This window comes from Rhizobium sp. ERR 942 (assembly GCF_007828395.1).
Taxonomy (GTDB): domain Bacteria; phylum Pseudomonadota; class Alphaproteobacteria; order Rhizobiales; family Rhizobiaceae; genus Rhizobium; species Rhizobium dioscoreae.
In genome coordinates this window covers 194,262-218,591 of the sequence record NZ_VIUA01000008.1, presented here as the reverse complement: position 1 = coordinate 218,591, position 24,330 = coordinate 194,262, and the positions used below count along the sequence as shown (strand labels likewise).

Genomic DNA, 24,330 nt, shown 5'->3' with positions numbered 1-24,330 from the left:
CAGACGCCCGATCTCTTAAACGCCGGCAGGATTGGAGACGTCCTGTCCCAGATCCTTAAGGTCCTGATAGCGATCGCCGATGCGATGATGCGGCCGACCACCGATCGAGGCACCAAGCGCGATGACGATTTCGTCGGCGGCCGGTGCATCGGGTATCGACGTCTGGATTGTCAGATAATGCGAGCGGCGACCTTCATCATTCTTGTCCATGAGCGGGATCATGATCGGCGCATTGGCCGGTCCGCGCGTGTTGCAGAAGGCGAGATAGGATTTGGCGCCGACCGCATGGCGATAATAATTGCCGAAGCGAAGGGTGTGGATCAGCGCGGATGCATGCTCGATCTCGCCATCGAGACCGACGACGGCGGATTTGCCATAAGCCTCGACGGCCTCGCCCGATCCAACCGCATCGATAATCATCTTGGTGAGCAGTTCGCCGAGAAGGGGTGCCGCGGCATGAATCTCGGGCTTCAGATCCGCGACGAAGCCGCGACCAGCCCAAGGGTTTTTGACGATCGCGCATGCCGAGAAGAGTTTCAACGGCGTGGCCGCTGCCCTACCCCCTTCAACAAGCGTCGTTTCGATCTGCAGGACGGTTTTTCGGATCTGAAGGCTCATGGCTCGCTCTCGTCTAGGATTACATATGATGGTATGCCATAATACTGAACTGTCAAGCAGCTTCGAGCGACCGGACTAAAAAACCTGCCGTTGTCAGAAGTAATCAGCTATATCAGTAGCTTATGGAGGGGCAGAGAAAGGTGCCCGCGAAAGCGATGCTTGTCGCCGCGGATCTTAAGCCGTCGATGTTCCGCTTCCGTATTCGTTATTATGGTATACCGTCACACCGAAGGCGTGCCAGTGTCAACCCGCTCCGGGAGGCAAACGACAATTTGATGGGGCGTGACGGCTTCTCGCATCATCCGACGTGGCGCAAGCCGGCTCCTCATATGGCGAGATTTTCGCGGCCGTTAGCCCTGGCGGATGATGGCGCCGATCACATTGACGACAATGCGCGCGGCGGTCAGGGCCGAAAGGCCGTCGATATCGGCGGGAGGATAGAGCTCCACCAGATCAAAACCCGCGATGTCAGCCCGCCGGCCGAGGCCGGCGATCAGGTCGATGATCTGCGTATAGGTGAGGCCGCCGGGCGTGCGAGCCGCCACGCCCGGCATGATGCCGGGATCGATGCTGTCGCAATCCAAGGTGACAACGACCCGAGCACCCTCCGGAATGTGCCGGAGAGCGGCCTCGACCCCTTGGGCATGGATCTGGCGGGCCGTGACAAAGCGGCTGCCATAGCGTTGCGCTGTCTCGATATCCGAAGGGCGGGCACTGCCGACGCCACGCAGGCCGACCTGCACCATTCCGGCGACATGCGGCATCTCGCTTACCCGCCGCATCGGGCTTGAATAGCCGTAGCGCTCGCCATGCAGCGTGTCGCGCCAGTCGATATGGGCATCGATCTGCAAGATCCAGACCGGCCCCTCATCCGCAAAGCCGGCGATGAACGGGATCGTGACGGAACAATCGCCGCCAAGCAGGACCGGAATAGCCGGCAATGCAAGCACGCCGCGCGTCCTTGCCTCGATCCGATCGCGGTTGCCGGCATTGTCGTGCATGACAGTCTCGACGTTTCCGACGTCGACGCAGCAAGCGGGCTTACCAGCAAACAACGGGCCACCGAGATCGAAATCCCAGTGATCGACCAAGCCGGCGTCATCCTGGCTGGCGTCCCGGATAGCTTCCGCCGACAAGGCATGCCCGCTGCTGTCCCTGCCGGGATAGGTACTGCCGTGACCCGCCCCGAAGATCACCACACGCGGCGGACCACCGTCATCGAGGCGGTCCGGGAAGCCGAGAAAGGAAGAGGAAGCCGGCATCTTCATGGCCTTCTTGGGAAATCAATCGATCAGCTGCCGCCCGGAAAGCACGGCCTGGGCGATGGCGCTTGCGCTGGCGACATGATCCATCGCCGCCTGATAGGCGCCGTCGCCGTCGCCGCGCCTGATAGCATCGACGATACGCGCCATCTGCGCGGGTCCTTGAACATCGCGATCTTGCGTCTTGATCGTCATGGAGCGCAGGTGATTGATGCGCACGGTCAGAAGGTTGACGACGCCCCAGGCCACATGGCGGTCGACCATGCTGAACAGCGTCTGATAGAACGACGATGTGTGGGCGAGCACACCGGCCATGTCCTTCTCGCGGTAGCTATGCCTTATGTCCTCGAGCGACTTGTCCAGTGCATCCGCGATCGCGGGGTTGTTCTGCTCGGCGCAAAGCCGTGCCGCCATCCCTTCGAGCGCGGCGCGGATCTCGTAGATCTGCTTGGCTTCGTCATGATTGAGCTGCGCGACGATCGGCCCCTTGTTCGGAAGGTTGGCGACGAGGCCTTCGGATTCGAGATGGCGCAGCACCTCGCGCACGATCGTGCGGCTGACGCCGAGCTGAGCGCAAAGATCGCGTTCGACCAGGCGGTCGCCCGGGCGGAAATAGCCGCTGATGATCGCCTCTCGCACCTTGTCGAGGGCGAGCTCCCGCAACGTCTTCGTCGGACGCTCCACGCGAATCGCGGCGCCATGCGCATCGTCATTCATTTCCAGACCCTCGATCTTCGGATACCATAATATGGCGTACCAAAATCATCCATTGTCGAAATGAAGTCAATGCGGGAGAGCGCCCGTCAGAGCAAGGCTTGCTCGTCAATGCCGAAATGCTCCTTCAACACCTTCCAACCTTTCGGCGTGACGTCAACGGCCCGGGACGAAGGCGCCCGCCGTATGCAACCCTTCGCCAAGAGGAACTCGGTCAAATGAACGCCAAGCGGTCCAGCAAGATGATGTTCTCTCTCCGTCCAATCGAGGCATTGCCGGGCAAGCCCATGGCGCGTGGGTCTGATGCTGGCCGTGTTCATGCCCATGCGGTCGAACCACTTCGCACCATCAGGCGTGAGTTCGAACCGCTTCTTTTCGGCCGCGACAAGGAACCCCTGCTCCACCAATCCATGGGTTAGGGCGATCCCAACGCGGCCGGCCAGATGATCATAGCAGCAACGCGCGAACCGAAGCTTCCGCGCATCCCGGGTCAACGGCTTTCTTCGCACGGATTGCGCCGGACCGATGGAGGCGAGGGTCTCGAGCGCCAGCGCGACATGGGAACCGGCGAGACGGTAATATCGATGCCGCCCCGCGGCTTCTACGGCCAGCAGCTCGCCGGCCAATAATTTACCGAGATGCGAACTGGCTGTCTGTGCCGTCACGCCGGCCGCATGGGCGAGCTCGCCGGCTGGCCGCGCCCGGCCATCGAGGAGCGCCGACAATATGGCGGCCCGCGCGGGATCGGCAATCAGAAAGGCAACGGCTGCTATGTTCGGCTGGGTCGTCATGTCTAGGCCTCTCCACATCAGGCTGCATCATAACATCGAAATAGTTCGCATGCTTCGACCCATGTCGAAACATTGGGGCAGATCGCCGTCCTAGACTGACCGCTCAAGCAATTGCCGCGGAACCGACCCATGACAAAGACCATCCTCGCCTTTTTCACCGACACCCATCTCGGCCAGAAGCTGGTCACCAAGACCGAAATCGCCGGCGACAAAATGGGCTATGAGAATACACCGCGACAGCACGAGCAGCATCTGCGCCTGGTCCTCAGCGATATCACCCGCCGGGGCATTTCCAAGATCGTCTTCGGCGGCGATATCGGCACCGCGTGCTCGGTCGGCGGCTTTTTCGAGCATCTGCGCGCCCATGCCTTCGATGTGTCGCTCATTCTCGGCAATCACGATACCTACGGCGATGTCGCGCCGTACCACGACATGAGCGGCGCTACCGTGGCTGGGAAACTTTGCTACTCGCAGCAAGATCCGCATCTGAAACGGATTTTCCTCGATACGTCCGACAACGTCGTCGGCGACGGCCAGCGCCGGTGGCTCGCCCGCGAACTCGAAGGTGTGAGGCAGGCCGCGATCTTCCTGCATCATCCGATCCTGCCGCTCGACACGCCGATAGATCGAACCGGGGCAGCCCTGCGCGATCGGGACGAGGTCAGATCGCTTCTGATCGGCATGGATTGCCGGATATCCCTGTTCTGCGGTCACTACCACATGACCGACGAAGCCCGGGAGGCAAACATCACGCAATATGTCTCGCCAGCGGTCTCCTATCAGATCGTCAAGCAATCCGAACGTCTCACGGCCGATACGGGGATATTCGGCTATCGTATCCTGGAGATGGACGAAGAAGAGATCAAAACGCAGGTCGTCTTGTTTTCAAGGACCTAGCCTGCGCGGACGGCTCGCCGCGCCACTTCGTGGCAACAGGGGGAAAAGCATTTTCACTTCAGAGCGATGGCGCTATATCGTATCGAAGCGCCGCGGAATCGCCAGCCGGTTTGAAGGATATCACAATGAGCGTGCTTCTCTCTCCAGAACTCACGGTTTGTGGCATTGAGGAGTTGCCCGATCAATGCGCGCGAAACGTCACCCATGTGCTTTCCCTCCTCGATCCGGAATATCCCGAGCTCGATGTCTTCCACTCCTATGCCGAGCATCATCGCACGACGCTTCGTTTTCACGATATCATCGCGGCGGCTCCGGGGCGGGTCATGCCCCGGCCGGAGCATGTCGAAGCCATCCTGAAATTCGGCTCCGAGTTTCAGGCGCGACAATATCCCGGGGCTTCGAGTCATCTGCTGGTGCATTGCCACATGGGCGTATCGCGCTCGACCGCCGCCATGCTGTCCTTGATGGCGCAAGCAAACCCTGATGAGCCCGGTGAGAGCCTGTTTGCTCGTCTGGTCGCCATCCGTCCGCAGGCCTGGCCGAACTCCCAGATGATCGGCTTTGCCGACGAACAGCTCGGCCGACAGGGCGATCTGACGGCCGCGCTTGCCCGCCATTACGGTCGCCAGATCAAGAGCCGGCCCGATTTCGTCGACTGGATGACGCATCTCGGACGTCAGGCAGAACTCAACATGGCGATCCCCGCGTAAGGATCGCCTCCCCCGCCTGAAGACCGACAGCCGGCACGATAGCCTCGTTACCCATCTTGACTAGCCTCCACTCAATGCGCGGGAGCCGGTTCTGCTTCTGTTTCCGGTGCATCCTTCTTGTGATGATCGGCGGCGAGCAGCATATAGACCGCCGGCACGACGAAGAGCGTGAACAGCGTTCCGATGGCAAGACCGGCAGCGATCACCAGGCCCATGTTGAAGCGCGCGACAGCTCCTGCTCCGGTCGCCAGGATCAGCGGCACGACGCCCAGAACCATGGCGCCCGTCGTCATCAGGATCGGCCGCAAGCGGATGCCGCAGGCACCTTCGATCGCCTCGCGCTTGGTCTTTCCCTCGGCCTGCAGCGTGTTTGCCACCTCGACGATCAGAATACCGTGCTTGCTGATCAGACCCATCAGCGTCACCAACCCGACCTGCGTGTAGATGTTCATCGACGCGCCGCCGATGCCGAGGCTGATGAAGGCAAGCGCGCCCGCGATCGACATCGGCACCGACACGAGGATGATGAACGGGTCGCGGAAGCTGTTGAACTGCGCCGAAAGCGCCAGGAACACGATGATCAGGGCGAGCGCGAATGTGGTCGCCATGCCGCTCGATTCCTGCACATATTGACGCGACTGCCCGCCATAGTCGACCGAGTAGCCCTGCGGCAACGTCCGTGCCGCGATCGACTTCAACGTATTCAGCGCGTCGCCGACGGCAACACCAGGCGCCGGCACGCCGGAGATCGTGGCCGAATTCAATTGCTGGAAATGGGCGACCGAGCGCGGCGTGGCCTGGAGTTTCGCCGTCGCGATCGCCGAAAGCGGGATCTTGTTACCGTTCACGTTCGCGATCGGATAGTTCATGATCTGATCGATGGTCTGGCGCGACCGTTGCTCGACCTGCGGGATGACCTGATACGAGCGGTTGTCGATACTGAAGTAATTGACATAGCCGCCACCCAGCATCGAGGCGAGCGCCGAGCCGACATTGTTCATGGACAGGCCGAGGGCCGAGGCCTTGCTGCGATCGATCTGGATCGAATATTGCGGATTATCGACGTAAAGATCCTTCGTCAGGAAGATGAACTCGCCGGATTTCTGCGCTTCCTGCAGGAAGGCGGTGGATACCTCGTTGAGTTGCTCGAAGCCGCTGGTGCTGCCGATGGCGAACTGCACCGGCAGACCGCTGGCGCCGGGCAGCGGCGGTATCTGGAAGACCACGGACTGTCCGCCGGCGATCTTCGCCAGATCGGCCTGCACCAGTGGCTGCAGCTGGTCCGCCGTTCTCGTGCGCTGGTCCCAGGGCTTCAGCACCATGCCCTCGAAGGATGTGCCGGGCACCTCGACCTGCAAGGTCTTGTCGGTTTCGGGGAAGCTGCGGAAGATCTTGGTGACCTGGTTGGAGTTCAGCAGCTTTTGCTGAAGCGTCGCGTTGGGAGGGTTCGTCACCTGCGCGGCCAGGAAGCCCTGGTCCTCGTTGGGAGCCAGCTCGGTCTTGGCGCTGGTATAGAGGAAATAGATGCTGCCAAGCACGATCACCGCAAAGACCAACGCCACCGGCACGGTGTTCAGGCTGCCGTGCAGCATGCGCACATAGGGCCGATGGATTTCCGAAAAGCGGCGGTCGATGAAGTCGGAGATACGCTCTTCCCAGCCACTGCGGTCGGTCAAATGCGGCTTCAGGATGCGCGAGCACATCATTGGCGTCAGCGTCAGCGCGATGATCATCGACACGGTAACGGCGCCGACAAGCGTGAAGGCGAACTCCGTGAACAGCGCACCCGTCAGGCCGCCCTGGAAACCGATCGGAACGTAGACGGCGATCAGCACCACCGTCATGGCCAGGATCGGCCCCACCAGTTCATGCGCCGCGTCCAGCGCCGCCCTCATGGGCGTCGATCCCTCTTCGATGTGACGGTTGACATTCTCCACCACGATGATGGCATCGTCGACGACGAGGCCGATCGCCAGAACCAGGGCAAGCAGCGTCAGAAGATTGATCGAGAAGCCGAAGATCAGCATCATCGCAAAAGTGCCGACCAGCGACAGAGGTATGGCGACGACGGGAATGGCAACCGATCGCGGCGAACCGAGAAAGGCGAAGACCACGAAAATGACGATCACGAGAGCCTCGACCAGGCTCTTTACGACTTCGTCGATGGAGGTGGTAACGAAAGTGCTGGAATCGTAGACGATGTAGCCTTCGAGCCCCTGCGGCAATTGCTGCTGAATTCCTGGAAACACCGCACGCACGCCGGCGATCACGTCGAGCAGGTTGGCTGTCGGGGCGATCTGGATGCCCATGAACACGCCGTCCTGCCCATCGAAGCCGATCTGGACGTCGGGATTCTGGGACCCGAGGGCAACGGTCGCGACATCCTTCAGCCGCACGATCGTGCTGCCGATCTGCTTGACCACCATTTCCTTGAATTCATCAGCGGAATGCAGGTCGGTCTGCGCCGTCAGCACCGTCTGCGTCATCTGGCCACGCGTGGTGCCGATGCCGGAGATATAGTTGTTGGCGCCAAGCGCGGTCCAGACATCACCGGCCGACAGGCCATAGGCGGCAAGCTTGTCCGGCTGCAGCCAGGCTCTCAAGGCGAATGTTCGCGCGCCGAGGATTTCGGCCGTCTGAACGCCGTTGACCGCCTGCAATTTCGGCTGGACGACGCGCGTCAGATAGTCGGTGATCTGGTTGCTGGCCAGAACGTCGCTTCGGAAGCCGATATACATGGCGTCGATCGACTGGCCAATGGAGACCGTCATGATCGGCTGCTGCGTGCCCGTGGGCAATTGATTGAGAACGGAGGATACCTTGGCGTTGATTTCGGTCATCGCCGCATCGGCGCTGTAGTTAAGCCGAAGGTTGACGGTGATCGTCGACGTGCCGCTCGTGCTCGTCGAGGTCATGTAATCGATGCCGTTGGCTTGGGCGATAGCGTTTTCGAGCGGTGTCGTGATGAAGCCGGCGATGACGTCGGGCGCCGCACCGGGATAGGTGGTCGTCACCGTGACGACGGCATTCTGGGTCTGCGGATATTGCCGCACGGTTAGCGAACGGAACGACTGGTAGCCGATCACGATAATCAACGCGCTGACCACCAGAGCAAGAACGGGGCGCTTGATGAAGATATCGGTGATATTCATCGCCACACCTCAGTTGGGATTTGCCGGGTTCGCGTTGGGATCGTTCGACGGCTGCACCTCGTTGTTGATGATGACAGGCGAGCCGTTATTCAGTTTCAGCTGGCCGGAGGTCACCACCACTTCGCCCGCGTTCAACCCTTTGGTCACCGAGATCTGGTCGCCCCGGGCCTGTCCCGTGCTGACGAACTTCTGATTGGCGACGAGCTGCGGCTTGCCATCCGCGCCGTTGCCCTTGTCGGTCACCACATAGACGACATTGCCGTAAGGGTTGATGGTGACGGCTGTCTGCGGCAGGGAGATGTATTCCTTCGGATCCCCGACCACCACAGTTATGTTGCCGAACATGCCGGGCAACAGCTTGCGATCGGGATTGGGGAAGGTTGCCCGGATGGTGATGTTACGGCTCTGGGTATCGACGAGCGGGCTGATCGCCGTGATCTTGCCGTCGAACGTCTGATTTCCATAGGCATCCACCGTCGCTGTCACCGCCTGTCCGACCTTCAGCTGCGACAGGGCCTGTTGCGGCATCGAAAAATCGAACTGGATCGGATCGAGCGACTGCAAGGTGACGACCGCGGTTCCTGCAGGCAGATACTGGCCGAGGCTGACCAGCCTGATGCCAAGGTGGCCATCGAAGGGAGCGCGGATCGAATATTGATCGATCAGCGCCTGCTGCGACGCGACCTGCGCCTGCGCCGCCTTCCAGTTCGCCAGATCGCTGTCGACCTGGCTTTGCGCGATGGTGTTCGCCTTGATCAGCTTGGAATCGCGCTCATAGGCGATCTGCGCATTCGTCATCGACGCCTTGTATTGTTCCAGCGTCGCGATCTGCTGATCGGCAAGCAGCTGCACGATGAGATCGCCCTTCTTGACGTCCTGACCATCCTCGAATCCGATCTTCTGGACAATGCCCTGGACCTGCGCCGAGAGATTGGCGCCTTCGACGGCATTGAAGCTGCCGATCGATTGCAGCGTCGTCTGCCACGGGCTCATAGCCGCCGTGATTGTCGAGACTGTCTGCGGTGGCGACTTGAGATTAGCCAGATAGGCCGCGATCATGCGGTTCTTGAATGCCTGGAAGCCGAAGATCCCGCCAAGGATCAGGCCTATGATGATCAGCATGATTATCATGCGTTTTATCATGAGTGTCAGCTCTACTCTTCGGGAACAGGTCGGGAGGAATTCTGATGGCGTCAGCGTGACGGGATTTCACGGCAATCCTCCCGGAAACCCGCCGGCACCGAAGCAGTCGCAAGCACATGACAGCCCGCGGCCAATCTTTGCATGGAAAGCGACTTTTGTGGGGACGGGCAGGTTCGGTCAGCCAAATTCCTTGACCAAGGCCTTCATCACGCGGTCGTGCACGTCGCCCACTGAAGACAGCGGTGACCTTGCAATGATTCCAGCTGGCGGCGTTCCGTGCGGCCATCCTCTGTAAACCTCACCAGTCAACCGCCATTGGCCTGCCTCTGCATTCGATCAAGGATAAGTTGTTATTATCCGATCCACAACAGCCGATTTCATATGCCTGAATGCATATTTAATGGAGTCTTGAATAAAAGCAATCATAGCCCCGCGCACGCAAGCCATCCCGGATCACCACGGCAGTGGCGACCTTGGGATGGGATGCGTGCTGGACAAGCCGCTTCAGTCCTCAGCCACGCCGGGCCGCGTCGATCGCCGCCACATCGATCTTCTTCATGGTCATCATCGCATCGAAAGCGCGCTTCGCCTGATCGCCGCCCTCGCGAAGCGCCTCCATCAGAATACGCGGCGTGATCTGCCAGGAGACACCCCATTTGTCCTTGCACCAGCCACATTCGCTTTCCTGGCCACCATTGTCGACAATGGCGTTCCAATAGCGATCCGTCTCCGCCTGATCCTCGGTGTAGATCTGAAACGAAAAGGCTTCATTGTGCTTGAACACCGGGCCGCCATTCAGGCCGACGCAGGAAACACCGGCGACCGTGAATTCCACGACCAGCACATCGCCCTGCTTGCCCTCCGGATAGTTTCCCGGCGCGCGGATGACGGCGCCCATGGCGCTATCTGGAAAAGTCTCGACATAAAACTTGGCGGCGGCCTCCGCGTCCTTGTCATACCACAAGCAAATCGTATTCTTTGCCATTATTCCGGTCCTCCTGCTCTCCATTTCCCGATCATTGAAATAGGCACGCAATCGCATTTCTCCACCCTCTTCAACGCCATTTCGGCTGGGCAATGAGTGGTTTCCTGTCGTAGCCTCTACATCCGACGGGCTGTTTGAAGGCTCGGCCATGTCGGCCTGCCGTTCGCTTCGTGAAACATTCGCATATGGAAGGCGAAATCATATGAGAAACATCGGCTCGCAGATCGAAACGCCGCGGCTGCTGCTCCGCCCTTCGCTCCTGTCCGATGCCGCCGCCCTGTTCGAATTTCTCGGCGACCGCCAAGCCATGAAGCATACGCATGTGGACGAAACGCCTGGCGACTGCCGCCGCAGGATCGCCGTTCATGAATGGCGGCGTCGACGCGACGGATATGCACCCTGGACGGTGATCAGAAAGGATGATGCAAAAATCATCGGCCGGGGCGGCCTATACGACGATCCGTTTGAACCAGGCTGGGGCTGCGAAGTCGGATATTTCTTCCATCGGGATGCCTGGGGATGCGGATATGCATCGGAATTGGTCACGGCGGCGTTGCGGCTGGCGGACCGGGAACTGCGGATTCGAGAGATCCGCGCCTTTGCCCATCCTGACAATACAGCCTCAAGGAAAATCCTGGAGATGGCAGGCTTCAAAATGATTCGCTTCGTTCCAGAGATGAACCGCCTTCTCCTTTCCAGACCCAGACGCGAGGATGACACGGCCAACCGGAGCTAATGAAAAATACGTCTTCTCTCGAGAATGCATGGCGGGCAAAGTTTACAAATGCTCGCAGCGCAAAATAATATGACTTTTTTCCTCTTGTTTGTAACCGGGCGACGAGGCTATATCACGCGGGCGATTTCGTCCGATCGCGCCGACAATAGCCACCGGGATATATTTCGTGACCATATTGAAATCAGTTTTGACCGTTTCAGCTCTTTGCGCGGCGCTCGCCTTTGCCGCAGCGACAGCCTCCGCCGCTGCGACCAACTATCCGCTGACCATCGACAATTGCGGCACCAAGGTCACGTTCCAGAAGGCTCCGGAGCGCGCGATCGGGCTTGGACAGAACAGTGCCGAAATTCTTCTTTTGCTCGGCCTCGAAAACAAAATGGTCGGCACCGCCTTCTGGCCCAACAAGGTTCTGCCGCAGCTTGCGGAAGCCAATTCCAAGGTCAAGCTGCTGACGGTCGAGTTCCCGACCTTTGAATCGATCCTCTCGGAAAATCCTGACTTCGTCATCGCCGCGCTGCCGACCCTGATGGGACCGAGCAGCAAGGTGGCAAAGCGCGAGGACTTCGAAAAGCTCAATATTCCCACCTATGTTTCCCCCAGTATCTGCCCGGCCCAGGGTGCCTCTCAGGACAAATACGGCAATGCCGCCCGCAGCCAGATCTGGAACATGAGCACGCTCTACCAGGAAATCGACGAACTCTCGCAGATTTTCGATGTCCGCGACAAGGGCCAAGCGCTGATCGCGGATTTCAAAAAGCGGGAAGAGGCACTGCGCGCGAATGCGCCGAAGGATGGCAAGAAGCTCTCCTATGTCTTCTGGTTCTCCAGCCCGTCGCCATCCGCGGATGCCTATGTCGGCGGCAAAAACAGCCCCTCGGGTTATATCGCCGACCTGCTTGGCGGCCGCAATGCCATTACCACCGAAGCGGAGTGGCCGACGCTTGGCTGGGAGAGCATCATAGCCGCCAATCCGGACGTCATCGTCGTCGCCAGCCTCGACCGCAATCGCTGGGAGCTCGACAAGCCTGAAGCCAAGATCAAGTTCCTGACCACCGATCCCGCCGTAAGCCAGCTAGCCGCGGTCAAGAACAAGGCGATCGTCGTCATGGACGGCCAGGCCATGAATCCGACCATCCGGACGATCTATGGCGCTGAGCAGGTCGCCCGGCAGATGAAGGCGCTTGGTCTTCTGAAGTGACCGACGCGTATCGAACCCTGAGGCAGCTCGCCATCATCGGCCTGCTGCTTTTTGCCTCTCTCGCGGCGATCAGCCTGACGATCGGCATCAGCGTCGGGATCGGTGATCTACCGATACCGCTTTCGACGACCTTCCATGCCATCACCAACAGGCTGGGATGGACGGGGATCGAACTTAACCGCATCCACGAAACGGTGATCTGGGACTATCGCCTCAGCCGAGCGCTCGTGGCCGCTTTCTGTGGAGCGGGCCTGGCGCTCTCGGGCGCGATCATGCAGTCGCTCCTTCGCAACCCGCTTGCCGAACCCTATGTGCTCGGCATCTCGGCGGGCGCCTCGACCGGCGCGGTCGCGATCGTCATACTCAACATCGGCGCGGGCGCGGTTTCCCTTTCGGCTGGTGCCTTCGCCGGCGCGTTCGCGGCCTTCTTCTTCGTCGCTCTGCTTTCGAACGGCACGCGAGGCGGCGCCGACCGCACGATCCTTGCCGGTGTCGCCGCCTCCCAGCTGTTCAATGCTGTGACATCCTATATCGTGACGACGTCGGGAAACGCGCAGCAGGCACGGGATGTGATGTTCTGGCTGCTCGGCAGTTTCGGTGGTGTCCGCTGGCCGGAATTCATGCTGGTCGCGACCATTGTCGGTTTCGGCCTCGTGGCTTGCCTGCTCTATGCACGCGTGCTGGATGCGTTCGCCTTTGGCGACGAGGCCGCGTCGTCTCTCGGCGTCAATGTCGGGCGGGCGCGGATCTGGCTCTTCGCGCTGACCGCGATGATGACGGCAACGATCGTCAGCATGGTCGGATCGATCGGCTTTGTCGGTCTCGTCGTGCCGCATGCGGCCCGCTTCTTCGTCGGCCCGCTCCACATCCGGCTGCTGCCGGCCTGCGCCATTGTAGGAGCGATCTTCATGGTGCTGGCGGATATCGCCTCGCGCGCCCTCATCCCTCAGCAGGTTCTGCCGATCGGAGTGGTCACGGCGCTGGTGGGCGTTCCCTTCTTCTCTATCATTCTCTACCGGTTCCAGCGCGCATCATGAGCATCAAGGCCGACAACGTCATCTGGAAAATCGGCACAAAGACCGTACTCGACGGGGTCTCCTTTGAGGCGCCCCAGGGCAAGATGCTCGGCCTGCTTGGACCGAACGGCTCCGGCAAGACCTCGCTCCTGCGTCTGCTTGCCGGCTTGAAACGGCCGAATTCCGGTCGCATCACGCTCGAACAGAAGGATCTGCGACGGATGTCCCGTCGTTCGATCGCAAGGCGCATCGCCTTCGTCGAGCAGCACAGCACCACCAACGCCAATCTCAAGGTCATCGATGTCGTGAAGCTCGGCCGGTTTCCGCATCGCTCGATGTTTTCCGGCTGGACGTCGGCGGATGACGAGGCGGTCGAAGATGCTCTCGCACGCGCCGGCATGAGGGCAAAACGCAACGACCGATGGCAGAGCCTGTCGGGTGGCGAAAAGCAGCGCGCCCACATCGCACGCGCCTTGGCACAGGCGCCGAAGGAACTGATCCTCGACGAGCCGACCAACCACCTCGATATCCAGCATCAGATCAGCCTGATGTGGCTGGTCGCCGGCCTGCCGGTCACCAGCATCATCGCTCTTCACGATCTCAATCATGCCGCCATGTTCTGCGATGAATTGATTGTCATGCAGCAAGGCAGGATAGTCGCCTCCGGCACCCCGGAAGCCGTGCTGACCGAAGATCTGCTGAGAACCGTCTTTGCTGTCGAGGCAAGGATCGAAGCCTCTCCTCACCACTCCCGGCCGCATATTCACTATCTGCGATGAGGTAATCCGGAACGCCCCTGATTGCCCTTGCCTCACCATGGAACCGAGCGCATCTTTCGCGATAAGCTCGGCAGGCTCGGGCGTTTCGAAGGGCATCGCAAGAAGATCGCAAGGCGCCGGTCCTGGACACGCGGCGGATGGGGGAACACATGACAGACAGGCTCAAGGGCAAGATCGCCATCATTTCGGGCGGCGCCACCGGCATGGGCGGTGCGGCCTCCCGCCTTTTCGCGGCCGAAGGCGCGAAGGTCGCGATCATCGACAGAAATGGCGATGCGGCGGCACAGACCGCGCGCGAAATCCGCGATGCCGGCGGCATCGCCGATCATTGGGTTGCCGATGTTTCGGATGAAGCGGCCGTCAATGCCGCGATCAAGGACATCGAGGGTCGCTTTGGCGCCGTCACCGTACTGTTCAACCATGCCGGCACCATCGTCATCAAGCCATTCCTCGAAACGACGCTCGAGGAATGGGAGTGGCTGCACGGCGTCAACGTCCGTTCGATGTTCCTGATGACCAAGGCAGTGCTGCCGGGCATGATCGCCGCCGGCGGCGGCTCCATCGTCTGCACCTCGTCGATCTCCGCCGTCGCGGCGACCCCGATGGAGGTGCTCTATGACACGACGAAGGGAGCGGTGCATATGTTCGCCCGCGCCATCGCCGTCGAATTCCGCGATCGCAATATCCGCTGCAACGCCGTCTGTCCCGGTTTCATCCGCACGCCGCACGGGTTGCGCGAGGTTGCGGAGCTGCAGGCTCTCGGCGTCGATGTCTCGGATGCGGCGATCGCGGCCCAGCAAGGGCGCATCGGCGAGCCCGAGGATGTGGCACGCGCCGCTCTCTATCTGGCCTCCGACGAGTCCAACTTCGTCAACGGCATCCACCTCTTCGTCGACAATGGCTTTACCGCCATCTGACAGAAAGGCATCCGCATGCGATCATGCGAGCAAATCGATATTTTTCAATAGGATATGACTGTCAATTTCATGACACCGATGGTAAGGGAGCTTTACGAATGACTTCACTGCCCCGGGTGTCCTTTGAGTACAGCTTGGCAACAGACCGGAATTGACGCGCCGCCGCTGACGGAGAGCGCGCGGGCGGTGCTGCGAACCATCGCGAGCAGCGGCCCCGCGACCAGACCGCAATTAAGCGCGGCGCTGATGTTTTCGAAACCCACCATGTCGGCGGCCGTCAGCGAACTTGAACGGCACGACCTGCTCGCGCCGGTCGGCATCAATCGCGGCTCGATCGGACGAACCTCCGTCACCTACGGTCTAGGGCCAAGGGCGGGCTTCGTCGTCGGCGTCGATTGCGGCACGACCCATATCAACGCCATTGCCCGCGGCCTCGACGGGACAACACTCGCGACCGTCGAAATGCCGCTTGTCGACAAATCCGCCGATGAACGGTTTCGTCTGATAGAAGATGTCGTCGCACGATTGCTTTCCCGGTTCGAAGCACGATCGACGCCGTTGCGCGCAATCGCGATCGCCCTGCCGAACATCATTTCCGCATCGCTGGAGAGAATGTCCGGCCGCGAAACCTTGATACCCGTTCTGGAACATTTGCAGGCCATCTACGCCGCGCCCGTATTGCTTGAAAACAACGTCAACTGCGCTGCCCTTGCCGAATATCACGAAGGATCGGCAAAACAGTATTCCTTCGCGATCTACATGCAGATCGGTGTGAAGACCGGCATGGGCATCGTGCTGGACGGCCGGCTTTTCCGGGGCTTTAAGGGTGGCGCCGGCGAAATCGGCCACCTGCCCTTTCCGTGGTCGCAACATGAGCGGCCGAAATGGCAGCAAGTGGAAACCTATATGGGATCCACGGCCCTTCTCGAGCGCGCGGCGCTAGATTGGCCCGAAAACGAAGGTGCGCCGCCGAAAAGCACCAGCGAGCTTTTTGCCCGCATGGAACAATCCCGCACGGCGCGCGCCATTGTCGAGCAGCACGCCCGCGATGTCGGAAACCTGGCCGCCGCCTGCGTCAGCGTGCTCGATCCGCAACTGATCGTGCTTGGCGGCGGCGTCGGGCAGAACCCGCAATTGCTGCCGGGCGTGAGGGATGTGGTGAGGGAATTGTGCTGGCCTGTGGAAGTGGTCAATGGCCAGCTATCGAACCAGGCGACCGTTCTTGGCGCCGTGCGCCTCGCCATCGACTTCGCCATGGCGAGACTTTTAGGAGAGGAAGGCAAGGCCGCCTTCCTTTATCCGAATGCGCTGACCGTGGGTCGCATCAGCATCTGAGAGGTTCACATGTCGCGTTTGGTATCGGTCTGACGGTAGCGGAATTCGCAGACCGGCAGGCCGGCATCCTCCGAGAGCGTCGCGATCAGCAACTGCGCGGGAATTGCCTGCAGAATGGCATCGCCAATGCCTTCGGAGAAGGCCGGCACATGGATGACGACGAGATTGTCGGCATCCGCGATATCGGTCCGCGCGGTGACGAGGACGGAGGGAATGCCAAAGCCGGCGAGATCGCGCGCCAGCTTCACCTCGCGACCGTTGCCGAACAACAGCACGCCGCTATCCCTGTCGTTCGGCTCCATCGGCCCATGGAGAAAGTTCAGCGTATCCCAATCCTGGGCGGCGACGCGCGCGGCCTCGCGGATCAGGAGCGCGGCATAGCCGGCCGTGCCGAGTGCCGTGCCCGCACCAACGCAATCGATTGACGTCTTGCCGGCCAGCAACTTGGCTCCCTTGTCGGCCTGGGCGCGCGTTTCGGTTAATACGGCCTCGGCGCGACCTGAAAGCTCCCGCCAATTCGCGCCGGACGGGCGACCGGCCTTGTCGATGAGCAAGGCCGCGCTCAGAAGCGATCCGAGATAACTTGTCGTATTCGGACCGCTATCCGCGCCGCTCTCGGTTGCGATCATATGCTTCACGACCCGCGAAATCGGCGTGCCGTCCGCCTTGGCGATACCATAGGAATGGGCGTTGGGACGGAGCTCCATCGCGCGCGCCGGCTCTTCGCTGCGGCCGGAGGCGGAAAAAGCGATATAGGCCTCGCCGGCATCGACGGATGGGTCATGGAGATCGGTACCCGGCAGGGCGAAGGCGCGCAGGCCCTGAGCGCGCATCTGCGCGGCGGCGACGACGGCCGCATAGAGGCTGGCGCCGATCCCGACGAGGACCGTCGGTCCACGCCTTACCGGCTCCAGGTCGAGCGTTTCGAGCCGTTTGGAGACGGTATTGAAGCAGGTATTGAGGGCAGCGGGCTGCAATGCGATCGCTTCGCGGTAAGGCACTCTGTCTGTCATGATCATTCCCATTTCGTTGCAAGGAATGGCGGCCGCGTAAGTAGCGGCCGCCTGAGGATTGGCCGATCTCAATCCAGCTTCATGTAGTCGGCGAAGCGCGCCGCATCGTTGATGGTGACCTTGTCGAGTTTGTTCTCGCCAAGGCCCCATTTCTCGAAGATCTTGGCATAGGAGCCGTCGTCGATCATCGACTGCATGGTGGCCGCCAGCGCATCGCGCAGCTTCGGATCATCCTTGCCGACGAGCATTGCCTGGTAGCCCACCGCATATTGGGCACCGGTCACGAGCTCCAGTTTCTTGTTACCCGCCGGTTGATGCTGCAGGCTGTAGGCCGCGACGCCCGTCGTATCCATGGAAAGATCGACGCGACCGCTCTGCAGCGCGATCTTGATCTGGTCGTTCGAGGGAAACTGCATGACGTTGAGCGGCTTATCGGCCGGGCAAAGCGTCTTCTGCTTGTCCAGGAGCTGAAGCGGGATCGAGCCTTGGACCGCGCCGGCATTGAGCCCACAGGCGTCCTTCAGCTTGTGCACGCCCTTCGGATTGCCCTCCAGCACGATGATGCTGGTGCCCTCGAGCATGTAGTTGACGACATCGACGATCTTCTCGCGCTCGGCAAAATCGCCGAAGGCGGACATGCCCATATCGAAACGGCCGGCCTGGATGCCGGGGATGATGCTGGCGAACTGCGCCGGCACGTCGGTAAACCTAACGCCGAGACGCGCGCCCATCTCGTCGCGAAGATCGCGTTCGAGGCCGATGATCGTCTTATTGTCCTCGCCGTAGAAATCGTAGGGCGGTGTCTGCGGTTCCGTCCCGACCTTGATCTCGCCCGAGGACTGGATCTTTTCGGGCAGCATGGCGTGCAGTTTCTGGTCGACGCCCGCGCCCCAGGCCGTGGAGCTCGCGAGCATGGTCGCCAAGGCGAAGGTGATTGTCAGCTTTGTCTTCCCTGTCATTGTCATTCCCCTTTGCTCGTGCACGTGAAGGACGTGCGGCCTTGTCGCGGTGCCTGCCAGTCAGTGCATCCGTCTCAAAAACGCCTGGGTTCTTTCCTGCCGCGGATTGTCGAGCACGTCGCGCGCCGGCCCTTCCTCGACGACGACACCCTGATCCATGAATACGATACGGTCGGCGACGTCGCGGGCGAAGGAAAGCTCATGCGTCACGACGATCATCGTCATGCCGTCCGCCGCGAGCTTGCGCATCACGTTCAGCACCTCGCCGACGAGTTCGGGATCGAGCGCGGATGTCGGCTCGTCGAAAAGCATCAGCTTCGGGCTCATCGCCAATGCCCGGGCGATCGCCACGCGCTGCTGCTGGCCGCCGGAGAGCTGATAGGGATAGGCGCTGCCGCGGCCTTCGAGATCGACCATCTTCAGGAGCTCCCGCGCCCGGGCCAGAGCCTCCTCGCGCGACTTGCCGCGATTGAGCATCGGCGGCTGCGAAATGTTCGTCAGCACGTCCTGGTGAGCGAAAAGATTGAAGCGCTGAAACACCATGCCGATGTCGCGTCGCTGCACGGCCAGCTCCTTGCCGCTCATCTCGTGCAGGGCATCGCCGCGCTCGTGATAGCCGATCAACTGGCCGTCGACGAGAATGCGGCCCGCCGTCATTCGCTCCAGGTGGTTGATGCATCTGAGGAAGGTCGATTTCCCGCTTCCCGAGGGACCGAGCAGGCAGACGACCTCGCCCTTGTCGACGGAGAGATTGATGCCCTTCAGCACTTCGAGCGAACCGAAGGATTTGTGGACGTCGATCGCCTGGACGAGGGCCCTTGCCGAGGACGATGTTGCAGGAGCACTCATCCGTTTCTCCCTTCCGCGCCCATGAGGCGCAGGGCGCCTTGCAGGAGGCCAGGCGCCTGGTTCGTGGATTTTCCAAGCCGGCTCTCGATGACGAGCTGGATGGCGGAGGCGATCGTGGTCATCACGAGGTACCAGATGCTGGCAACGATCAGCAGTTCGATGATCAGGAAGTTCCTGGCATAGATGTTCTGCGCGCGCGTCAGCAGGTCCTGAGCCGCAACGACGGAGACGAGTGAGGTCGTCTTCAGCATCGAGATCGTTTGGTTGCCGATCGGAGGGATGATGACGCGAAGCGCCTGGGGAAAGATGATGCGCAGCATCGATTGGGCGGGCGTATAACCGAGCGCCTTGGCGGCCTCATGCTGGCCGCTATCGACGGCGAGCAGTCCGCCGCGAATGATCTCCGCCATATAGGCCGCCTCATTGAGGCTGAGGGCAAGAAGCGCCGCGACGAAAGCCGTGACGATCGAGTTGGTGTCGATATGAATCGATCCGACATCGATACTCGGTATGAAGAGCTGGATGTTGAACCAGAAGATGATCTGAACCAGCAGCGGCGTGCCGCGGAAGAACCAGATATAGAGGCTCGCGAAACCGGACAGCACCGGATTGGACGCGAGCCGCATCGTGGCAAGGATGGCGCCGGCAACAATGCTGATGATCATCGACAAGACGGTGAACAGGATGGTCAGCTTGACCCCATCCAGGATCGTCTCGTCGAAGATATATTGCGGTATGGCCGACCAGGCGATGTGACGGCTGGTGGCGACCATGAACGCCAGCAATACGACGACAGCGATCAGCACGACCGCGATCAATCTCTGCCCCCAGTTTCGTGCGGGAATGATCTTCCGGGAGGTCATGCGGCTCTCCAATCATCAGCGGTTTTCAGCTCGCCGTCGAGATGCGGCGGCGGCAAGGTGGCCGGCAGGTCACCACGACTGAGCTTGCGGGCGAGCACCAATGCCCCCGCCACTGGCGGCTCGTCGAGAAGGGTCAGCGTCAGATCGGGCAAGCGGTCACTGAGGGCGGTCTTGAAGGCCGCCAGAAGCCGCGGCTGACGGGCAATGACGCCGCCGCCGGTAACGACATCGCCACGCGGCGCGCCACGTTCCAGCAATTGCGCGGTGAGCTCGGCAAGGGAGGCACCCGCCTCCGTGATGACCTTGTTGGCATATCTCGAACCGGCATCCGCCGCCTCGAATACGAGCGGCGCGAAGCGGCCTATGCCGGCTGCCGATCCGATCTCGCCCAACGCCCGCCCGATCTCGATCGGCGACGATATCGCAAGGGCCTCGATGAGGCTCCGACCAAGGAGATCAAGCGGTTGGCCCTGGTCTAGCGCAAATCGGATGGTCCGGGCCGCTTCCCGCACAAGACCGCTCGCGCTTCCTTCGTCGCCCAGATACCACCCCCACCCGCCGGATGCGATCATCCTGCGCGCGGCATCGCGCGAGACCGCAATTGAACCGGTGCCGCTGATGACGGAAATGCCACTCGACTTGCCCGCCGCCGGCAGCAACAGCTCGGAGTCGTTGAGAACCAGCACGGCGCCGGGCAAGTGCCGGGCGAGCCTTGCTTGCAGCCCAAGCCGATCCTCGTCGCTGTCGCAGCCATGCGCGCCGACGACCGTGATCTTTGGGATGGCTCCGGTCGTCGCCACAAGCAGCGAAACGAGGGCCCGCGCATCCGCATCATGATCGACGCGAGCGCGCCATTCAGCGGTGTGGACGACTCTTTCGCCAACGGTTTCGCCATTCATCTCGGCGATGAGCTGCGTTTTGGTTCCGCCAATATCAATTCCAGCAATCATGCGTCCCGATCCATTTGTTAGGTAACTTACCTAATTATAGGAGACGCGCAAGCACTATTTCGCGGTTCGTCAGATCGGTGGATGATCCCGAGGTCGAATTGACGCGTGGCCTGAGGAACCGCGGTGGGCCGCCGAATTCAGATGGGGCACAACCGGTCAACCCCGGACCTCATCGACGGGACGTGACAACCATGATTGGTTATGGGGTCAAATGGCGACTGCGTATGACGCCTGCTCGGCCTGAAGATATGCGAGCATGCGTGCAATCCCCTCCTCCAGACCGACCGAGGGAGTCAGTCCGTAGGAGCGTTGCAGAGCCGTGTCGCCGCAACGGTAAAAGACACCTTCCGGATGATTCGATCGCCCGCTGACAGCCGGCTGCCAGCCGATCCGCCGACTGATCGTCTCGGCCAGTTCGATGAAGGAAGTCGCGGTGCCGGTCGATAGATTGAGGCTTGCCCCGTCTGGAAGCAGCTCCCTCGTCCGCCAGATGAAGTCGATGCAGTCCGAGATGTGGATAAAATCCCGGCACTGACGGCCCGAGCCCCAGACGAAGACCTCGGGCGCGCCCTTTTCCGCAAGCAAGCGGCGGCAGATCGCCGGGAAAGGATAGGCAAGATCCTGATCCTCGCCATAGCCGCTGAACGGCCTGTAGGCGATGGCCCGCCGGCCGTAGCGTTCGACATAGAGTTTCATCAGATATTCGCCGGTCAATTTTGCCCAGCCATAGCTGAGATCGGGGACACCGACGGCGGCGTCGAAATTGATCATCTCCTCCGACAGCAGCCGATGATTGGCGACGGTCTGTAGCGACACCGGATAGGCCGCGCTGGAGCTGAAAAATATGACCGAACCGGGTTTGGCTCGCGATGCCCATTGCCACAGTTCCGCATCGACCGCCAGATCCTCGGCGACGTCGAGCGCGCGCGTCTCGAGCGTCAAGCGACCGCCGACGAGCGCGGCCAGATGGAAGACATAGTCGAAATGCTCGGGAGGCCGTGCGAAGAACGTCCGGCAATCCTCTTCGCAAAAGGTGAAGCGGGAACGCCGAAGCCGCTGCCACAGTTCCGGATGCAGCGCGCCCGTTCCCGCGACCAGGGAATCGACGCAGACGACATCCAAGCCCTCGGCAAGAAGCCGCCGGACAAGATGCCGGCCCACGAAACCGCAACCACCAGTCACCAATGCGCGCACCATCGTCTCCCCCCAATCACTATGCGGAAAAATCGCCCCGTCCCAGATAGATATCCACCATGCGCCGCCCCCATTCCGCCCTGCTCGGTGCGATGCGGCGGCCAAGGGCCAATGCCCCTTCGCTCAGCCGCCGCATCAATCGGTCGTCATCCGTCGCCATCAATTTCTCGGCCAGCGAATCCGCATCGCCGCTATCGAAAACCAGGCCGGCGCCATTCTCCTCGACCTCCGCCGCGATCAAGGCATTGCTGCTGACGATGACCGGAATGCCGGACATCAATGCTTCGGCGGCGACCAGGCCGTAAGGCTCCGGCATGCGCGACGGCATGACGAAAACGCGCGCTGTGCCAGCGATCTCGCTCACCTCTTCGTCGCTTAGCCAGCCAGGCACATGGCAATGCGGCAACAGCCGCCGCATCTCGGCTAGCAATGGCCCACGCCCGATCAGCGTTGCCGTCCTGCCCGTCTTGTTGAGCGCGTCCGCCAGTGTCTGAACCCCTTTTTCCCAGCACATGCGACCGAGGAAAACAGTGCGGCGGTTGCGCCACGCCTCGACGGGCGCCGGCGTCAATGGCTGCGTCGGCGTGCGCAGCGTTGTGAAATGCCGGAAGGGGCCAGTGCGTAGAAACGCCTCCATGCTCTCATGCGCCAGGACGATGCCCACCTGGCTCCAGAACCTCTCGCCAACCCCCTGCTGTGTCAGGGTGCGGCGGAAGCGCCAAAGCTTATGGAGATAACTGCGCTTGTCGCAATTGGTCGTCAGGCAGGCGAGAGATAGCGGCTTGATGTCGCAAACCTCGCCGCTATGGAAATTAATAAGGCCGCCATTCGGGCAGGTCAGGAAGAAATCATGCGCCGTGACGATGACTTTGACCCGATGCCTGGCAAGCGCATAGAAAATCGAGGGCGAGAGGATCTGCGACCAGCCATGTACATGGACAACGGTTTCCTCATCCGATTCCCGAAGCAGGCCCTCCATCGCCTCATAGGCCCGCCGATTGTAGTTCTTCGCGAGGATATCGACGGTCCCCGGGCCTTCCCGAAGGGCGCGCTCGCCCAGCGCGACCGTGCGGATATCGGCAAAGCGCGGCTTGAGGCCCTCACCATCATCACCGACCAGCATGGCGCATGTCAGCCCGGCATCCCTGCTTGCCTCGAGACATTGCAGCGCCACCTTGGTCGCGCCACCGCGAACGATCGAAACATCATTGACAAGTATGAGACGCATGAGACCAGCAACTCGCCTGTGGCATTAACCCGACGCGGCGAAAGAAACCGTCCTCTTACGTTTCGCGCCCGATACATAAAGCGCCCTAACGCAGCGCTTTTTCAATTCATCCATTCGCACGAGAGCATCCCGCTTTCAGGTTGAATCCACAGGATCTCTTTCGATGCATGAGAGGGAAATGCCGGTAGCGCATGCTTACCAAGCCATGTGTCCAGCTTGCTGTTTTTGCAGTTGCCGGGACGCTCTATTCAAACCGGAGCATTAGCGCGCGATTTGGTCTGGCGACTGGACGGGAATGTGAAACGGCGGGAAGTGTTTGAGATTGGCTGTGATCCCGACGAGCCTATGTACATTTGCCGTTCCCGCGATGACCGCATCCGCCGCGCCTGGATCATGCCCGGCGACGACCGCCTTCGCCTCGAGCCTTCCGGATTCAAGCGCAACATCCTTGTCGACGGGCAGGATGTGATCACCATACCCGGCAATTAGCCCTTGTAGCCAGGCGTGAATCCCCGCTTCCCTTGTCTTCGCACCTTTTGCTTCCATTGACCGAATGCCCTTTTCGATCTCGTGGATAGTCAACGCGGAAAGATAGATCGCGTCCCGCCGATCCTGTTCATCCACCCATTCGGCAAACGTGTTCGATGCACTTGCCTTGGACGAGGCGAATGGACATCGGGTTGATCTCGAGAAGAAGGCTCACAAATCGACCTCGCGCGAGGGAGCGGGATTTCTTGAGAAAACATCGTCGGTAGGATCGAGATCAGCCGGAAAGGTCTTCAGATATTGCACAAGGCTCGGCCGACCGCTCAGGATCACCTTTCTTGCCGCCTCGGCCGCCCTCACACTAACGACGACGGCTGCAGCGCGCCCGCGACGTGTAATCGTCACGAACTCACCGGCCGCGGCCTGATCGATGACACGGGAAAATGACGCCTTGGCATCCTTTAAGCTGATCGTTTTCATGGCGAATCCCTAAAAGAGGTCACTTATGGCCTCTTCTTGGAGCGCATTCGTGCGA

Annotated in this window: 24 protein-coding genes; 8 read left to right on the top strand and 16 right to left on the bottom strand. The window is 60.9% G+C overall.

The window, feature by feature from the left end; all coding sequences use genetic code 11:
* Positions 1-15: 15 nt before the first annotated feature.
* The 4 genes from FBZ97_RS28690 to FBZ97_RS28675 form a co-directional block, all read right to left on the bottom strand.
* Positions 16-618, bottom strand: a complete 603-nt coding sequence (locus tag FBZ97_RS28690) for an amino acid synthesis family protein (RefSeq protein WP_145323549.1) — start codon at positions 616-618, stop codon at positions 16-18.
* A gap of 350 nt (positions 619-968) precedes the next feature.
* A complete protein-coding gene (locus tag FBZ97_RS28685) occupies positions 969-1,880 on the bottom strand; it encodes an agmatinase (protein ID WP_145323551.1) in 912 nt (303 codons plus the stop codon).
* Positions 1,881-1,901: 21 nt separating this feature from the next.
* Entirely contained in the window at positions 1,902-2,597 is a 696-nt protein-coding gene (locus FBZ97_RS28680; protein WP_113396232.1) for a GntR family transcriptional regulator, read from the bottom strand.
* Between the two features lie 86 nt (positions 2,598-2,683).
* Positions 2,684-3,385: a winged helix-turn-helix domain-containing protein gene (locus tag FBZ97_RS28675; RefSeq protein WP_145323553.1), complete on the bottom strand. Its 702-nt coding sequence runs from the start codon at positions 3,383-3,385 to the stop codon at positions 2,684-2,686.
* A 129-nt stretch (positions 3,386-3,514) separates the two neighbouring features.
* Here FBZ97_RS28675 and FBZ97_RS28670 point away from each other — a divergent pair, with 129 nt between their 5' ends.
* Entirely contained in the window at positions 3,515-4,282 is a 768-nt protein-coding gene (locus FBZ97_RS28670; protein ID WP_145323555.1) for a metallophosphoesterase, read from the top strand.
* Positions 4,283-4,407: 125 nt separating this feature from the next.
* A complete protein-coding gene (locus FBZ97_RS28665) occupies positions 4,408-4,992 on the top strand; it encodes a protein-tyrosine-phosphatase (RefSeq protein ID WP_145323557.1) in 585 nt (194 codons plus the stop codon).
* A 71-nt stretch (positions 4,993-5,063) separates the two neighbouring features.
* Here the strand turns inward: FBZ97_RS28665 and FBZ97_RS28660 are convergent, their stop codons facing one another.
* From FBZ97_RS28660 to FBZ97_RS28650, 3 genes are all read right to left on the bottom strand, one after another.
* Positions 5,064-8,144 carry an efflux RND transporter permease subunit gene (locus tag FBZ97_RS28660; protein ID WP_113354655.1) on the bottom strand — a complete coding sequence of 1,027 codons (3,081 nt, stop codon included), beginning with the start codon at positions 8,142-8,144 and terminating at the stop codon, positions 5,064-5,066.
* A gap of 9 nt (positions 8,145-8,153) precedes the next feature.
* Positions 8,154-9,275 carry an efflux RND transporter periplasmic adaptor subunit gene (locus FBZ97_RS28655; RefSeq protein WP_233788749.1) on the bottom strand — a complete coding sequence of 374 codons (1,122 nt, stop codon included), beginning with the start codon at positions 9,273-9,275 and terminating at the stop codon, positions 8,154-8,156.
* Between the two features lie 523 nt (positions 9,276-9,798).
* Entirely contained in the window at positions 9,799-10,272 is a 474-nt protein-coding gene (locus FBZ97_RS28650; RefSeq protein ID WP_113390894.1) for a VOC family protein, read from the bottom strand.
* Between the two features lie 148 nt (positions 10,273-10,420).
* Between FBZ97_RS28650 and FBZ97_RS28645 the strand changes: the two genes are divergently transcribed.
* The 6 genes from FBZ97_RS28645 (at position 10,421) to FBZ97_RS28620 (ending at position 16,253) form a co-directional block, all read left to right on the top strand.
* On the top strand, positions 10,421-11,008 hold the full coding sequence (locus FBZ97_RS28645) for a GNAT family N-acetyltransferase (RefSeq protein ID WP_348642468.1): 588 nt from the start codon (positions 10,421-10,423) through the stop codon (positions 11,006-11,008).
* 187 nt (positions 11,009-11,195) lie between these two features.
* The gene (locus tag FBZ97_RS28640; protein WP_246661892.1) at positions 11,196-12,206 is read left to right on the top strand and encodes an ABC transporter substrate-binding protein; all 1,011 of its coding nucleotides are present in this window, start codon (positions 11,196-11,198) and stop codon (positions 12,204-12,206) included.
* Positions 12,203-13,243 (top strand): iron chelate uptake ABC transporter family permease subunit, encoded by a 1,041-nt coding sequence (locus tag FBZ97_RS28635; RefSeq protein ID WP_145323563.1) that lies wholly within the window; start codon positions 12,203-12,205, stop codon positions 13,241-13,243. The genes FBZ97_RS28640 and FBZ97_RS28635 overlap by 4 nt, the downstream gene beginning before the upstream one ends.
* Positions 13,240-14,001, top strand: a complete 762-nt coding sequence (locus FBZ97_RS28630) for an ABC transporter ATP-binding protein (protein WP_145323565.1) — start codon at positions 13,240-13,242, stop codon at positions 13,999-14,001. The genes FBZ97_RS28635 and FBZ97_RS28630 overlap by 4 nt, the downstream gene beginning before the upstream one ends.
* 149 nt (positions 14,002-14,150) lie before the next feature.
* The gene (locus tag FBZ97_RS28625; RefSeq protein ID WP_145323567.1) at positions 14,151-14,918 is read left to right on the top strand and encodes an SDR family oxidoreductase; all 768 of its coding nucleotides are present in this window, start codon (positions 14,151-14,153) and stop codon (positions 14,916-14,918) included.
* 246 nt (positions 14,919-15,164) lie between these two features.
* Positions 15,165-16,253 (top strand): ROK family protein, encoded by a 1,089-nt coding sequence (locus FBZ97_RS28620; RefSeq protein WP_145323569.1) that lies wholly within the window; start codon positions 15,165-15,167, stop codon positions 16,251-16,253.
* A 5-nt stretch (positions 16,254-16,258) separates the two neighbouring features.
* Here FBZ97_RS28620 and FBZ97_RS28615 read toward each other — a convergent pair whose 3' ends face one another.
* The 9 genes from FBZ97_RS28615 to FBZ97_RS28575 all read right to left on the bottom strand — a co-directional run bounded on the left by FBZ97_RS28615 (position 16,259) and on the right by FBZ97_RS28575 (position 24,275).
* Positions 16,259-17,266 carry a phosphosugar isomerase gene (locus FBZ97_RS28615; protein WP_145323571.1) on the bottom strand — a complete coding sequence of 336 codons (1,008 nt, stop codon included), beginning with the start codon at positions 17,264-17,266 and terminating at the stop codon, positions 16,259-16,261.
* A gap of 68 nt (positions 17,267-17,334) precedes the next feature.
* Entirely contained in the window at positions 17,335-18,225 is an 891-nt protein-coding gene (locus tag FBZ97_RS28610; protein WP_113390920.1) for an ABC transporter substrate-binding protein, read from the bottom strand.
* A gap of 60 nt (positions 18,226-18,285) precedes the next feature.
* On the bottom strand, positions 18,286-19,074 hold the full coding sequence (locus tag FBZ97_RS28605) for an amino acid ABC transporter ATP-binding protein (protein ID WP_113396243.1): 789 nt from the start codon (positions 19,072-19,074) through the stop codon (positions 18,286-18,288).
* Positions 19,071-19,937 carry an amino acid ABC transporter permease gene (locus FBZ97_RS28600; RefSeq protein WP_113390886.1) on the bottom strand — a complete coding sequence of 289 codons (867 nt, stop codon included), beginning with the start codon at positions 19,935-19,937 and terminating at the stop codon, positions 19,071-19,073. Before FBZ97_RS28600 ends, FBZ97_RS28605 begins: the two co-directional genes overlap by 4 nt.
* Positions 19,934-20,887, bottom strand: a complete 954-nt coding sequence (locus FBZ97_RS28595; protein ID WP_145323573.1) for a BadF/BadG/BcrA/BcrD ATPase family protein — start codon at positions 20,885-20,887, stop codon at positions 19,934-19,936. Before FBZ97_RS28595 ends, FBZ97_RS28600 begins: the two co-directional genes overlap by 4 nt.
* Positions 20,888-21,094: 207 nt before the next feature.
* Positions 21,095-22,084, bottom strand: coding sequence for an NAD(P)-dependent oxidoreductase (locus FBZ97_RS28590; protein WP_145323575.1), 990 nt, complete (start codon positions 22,082-22,084; stop codon positions 21,095-21,097).
* A 16-nt stretch (positions 22,085-22,100) separates the two neighbouring features.
* A complete protein-coding gene (locus tag FBZ97_RS28585; protein ID WP_145323577.1) occupies positions 22,101-23,309 on the bottom strand; it encodes a glycosyltransferase family 4 protein in 1,209 nt (402 codons plus the stop codon).
* A gap of 261 nt (positions 23,310-23,570) precedes the next feature.
* Entirely contained in the window at positions 23,571-23,933 is a 363-nt protein-coding gene (locus tag FBZ97_RS28580) for a PIN domain-containing protein (protein WP_246661886.1), read from the bottom strand.
* A 75-nt stretch (positions 23,934-24,008) separates the two neighbouring features.
* Positions 24,009-24,275, bottom strand: a complete 267-nt coding sequence (locus FBZ97_RS28575) for a type II toxin-antitoxin system Phd/YefM family antitoxin (RefSeq protein ID WP_145323579.1) — start codon at positions 24,273-24,275, stop codon at positions 24,009-24,011.
* Positions 24,276-24,330: the final 55 nt, after the last annotated feature.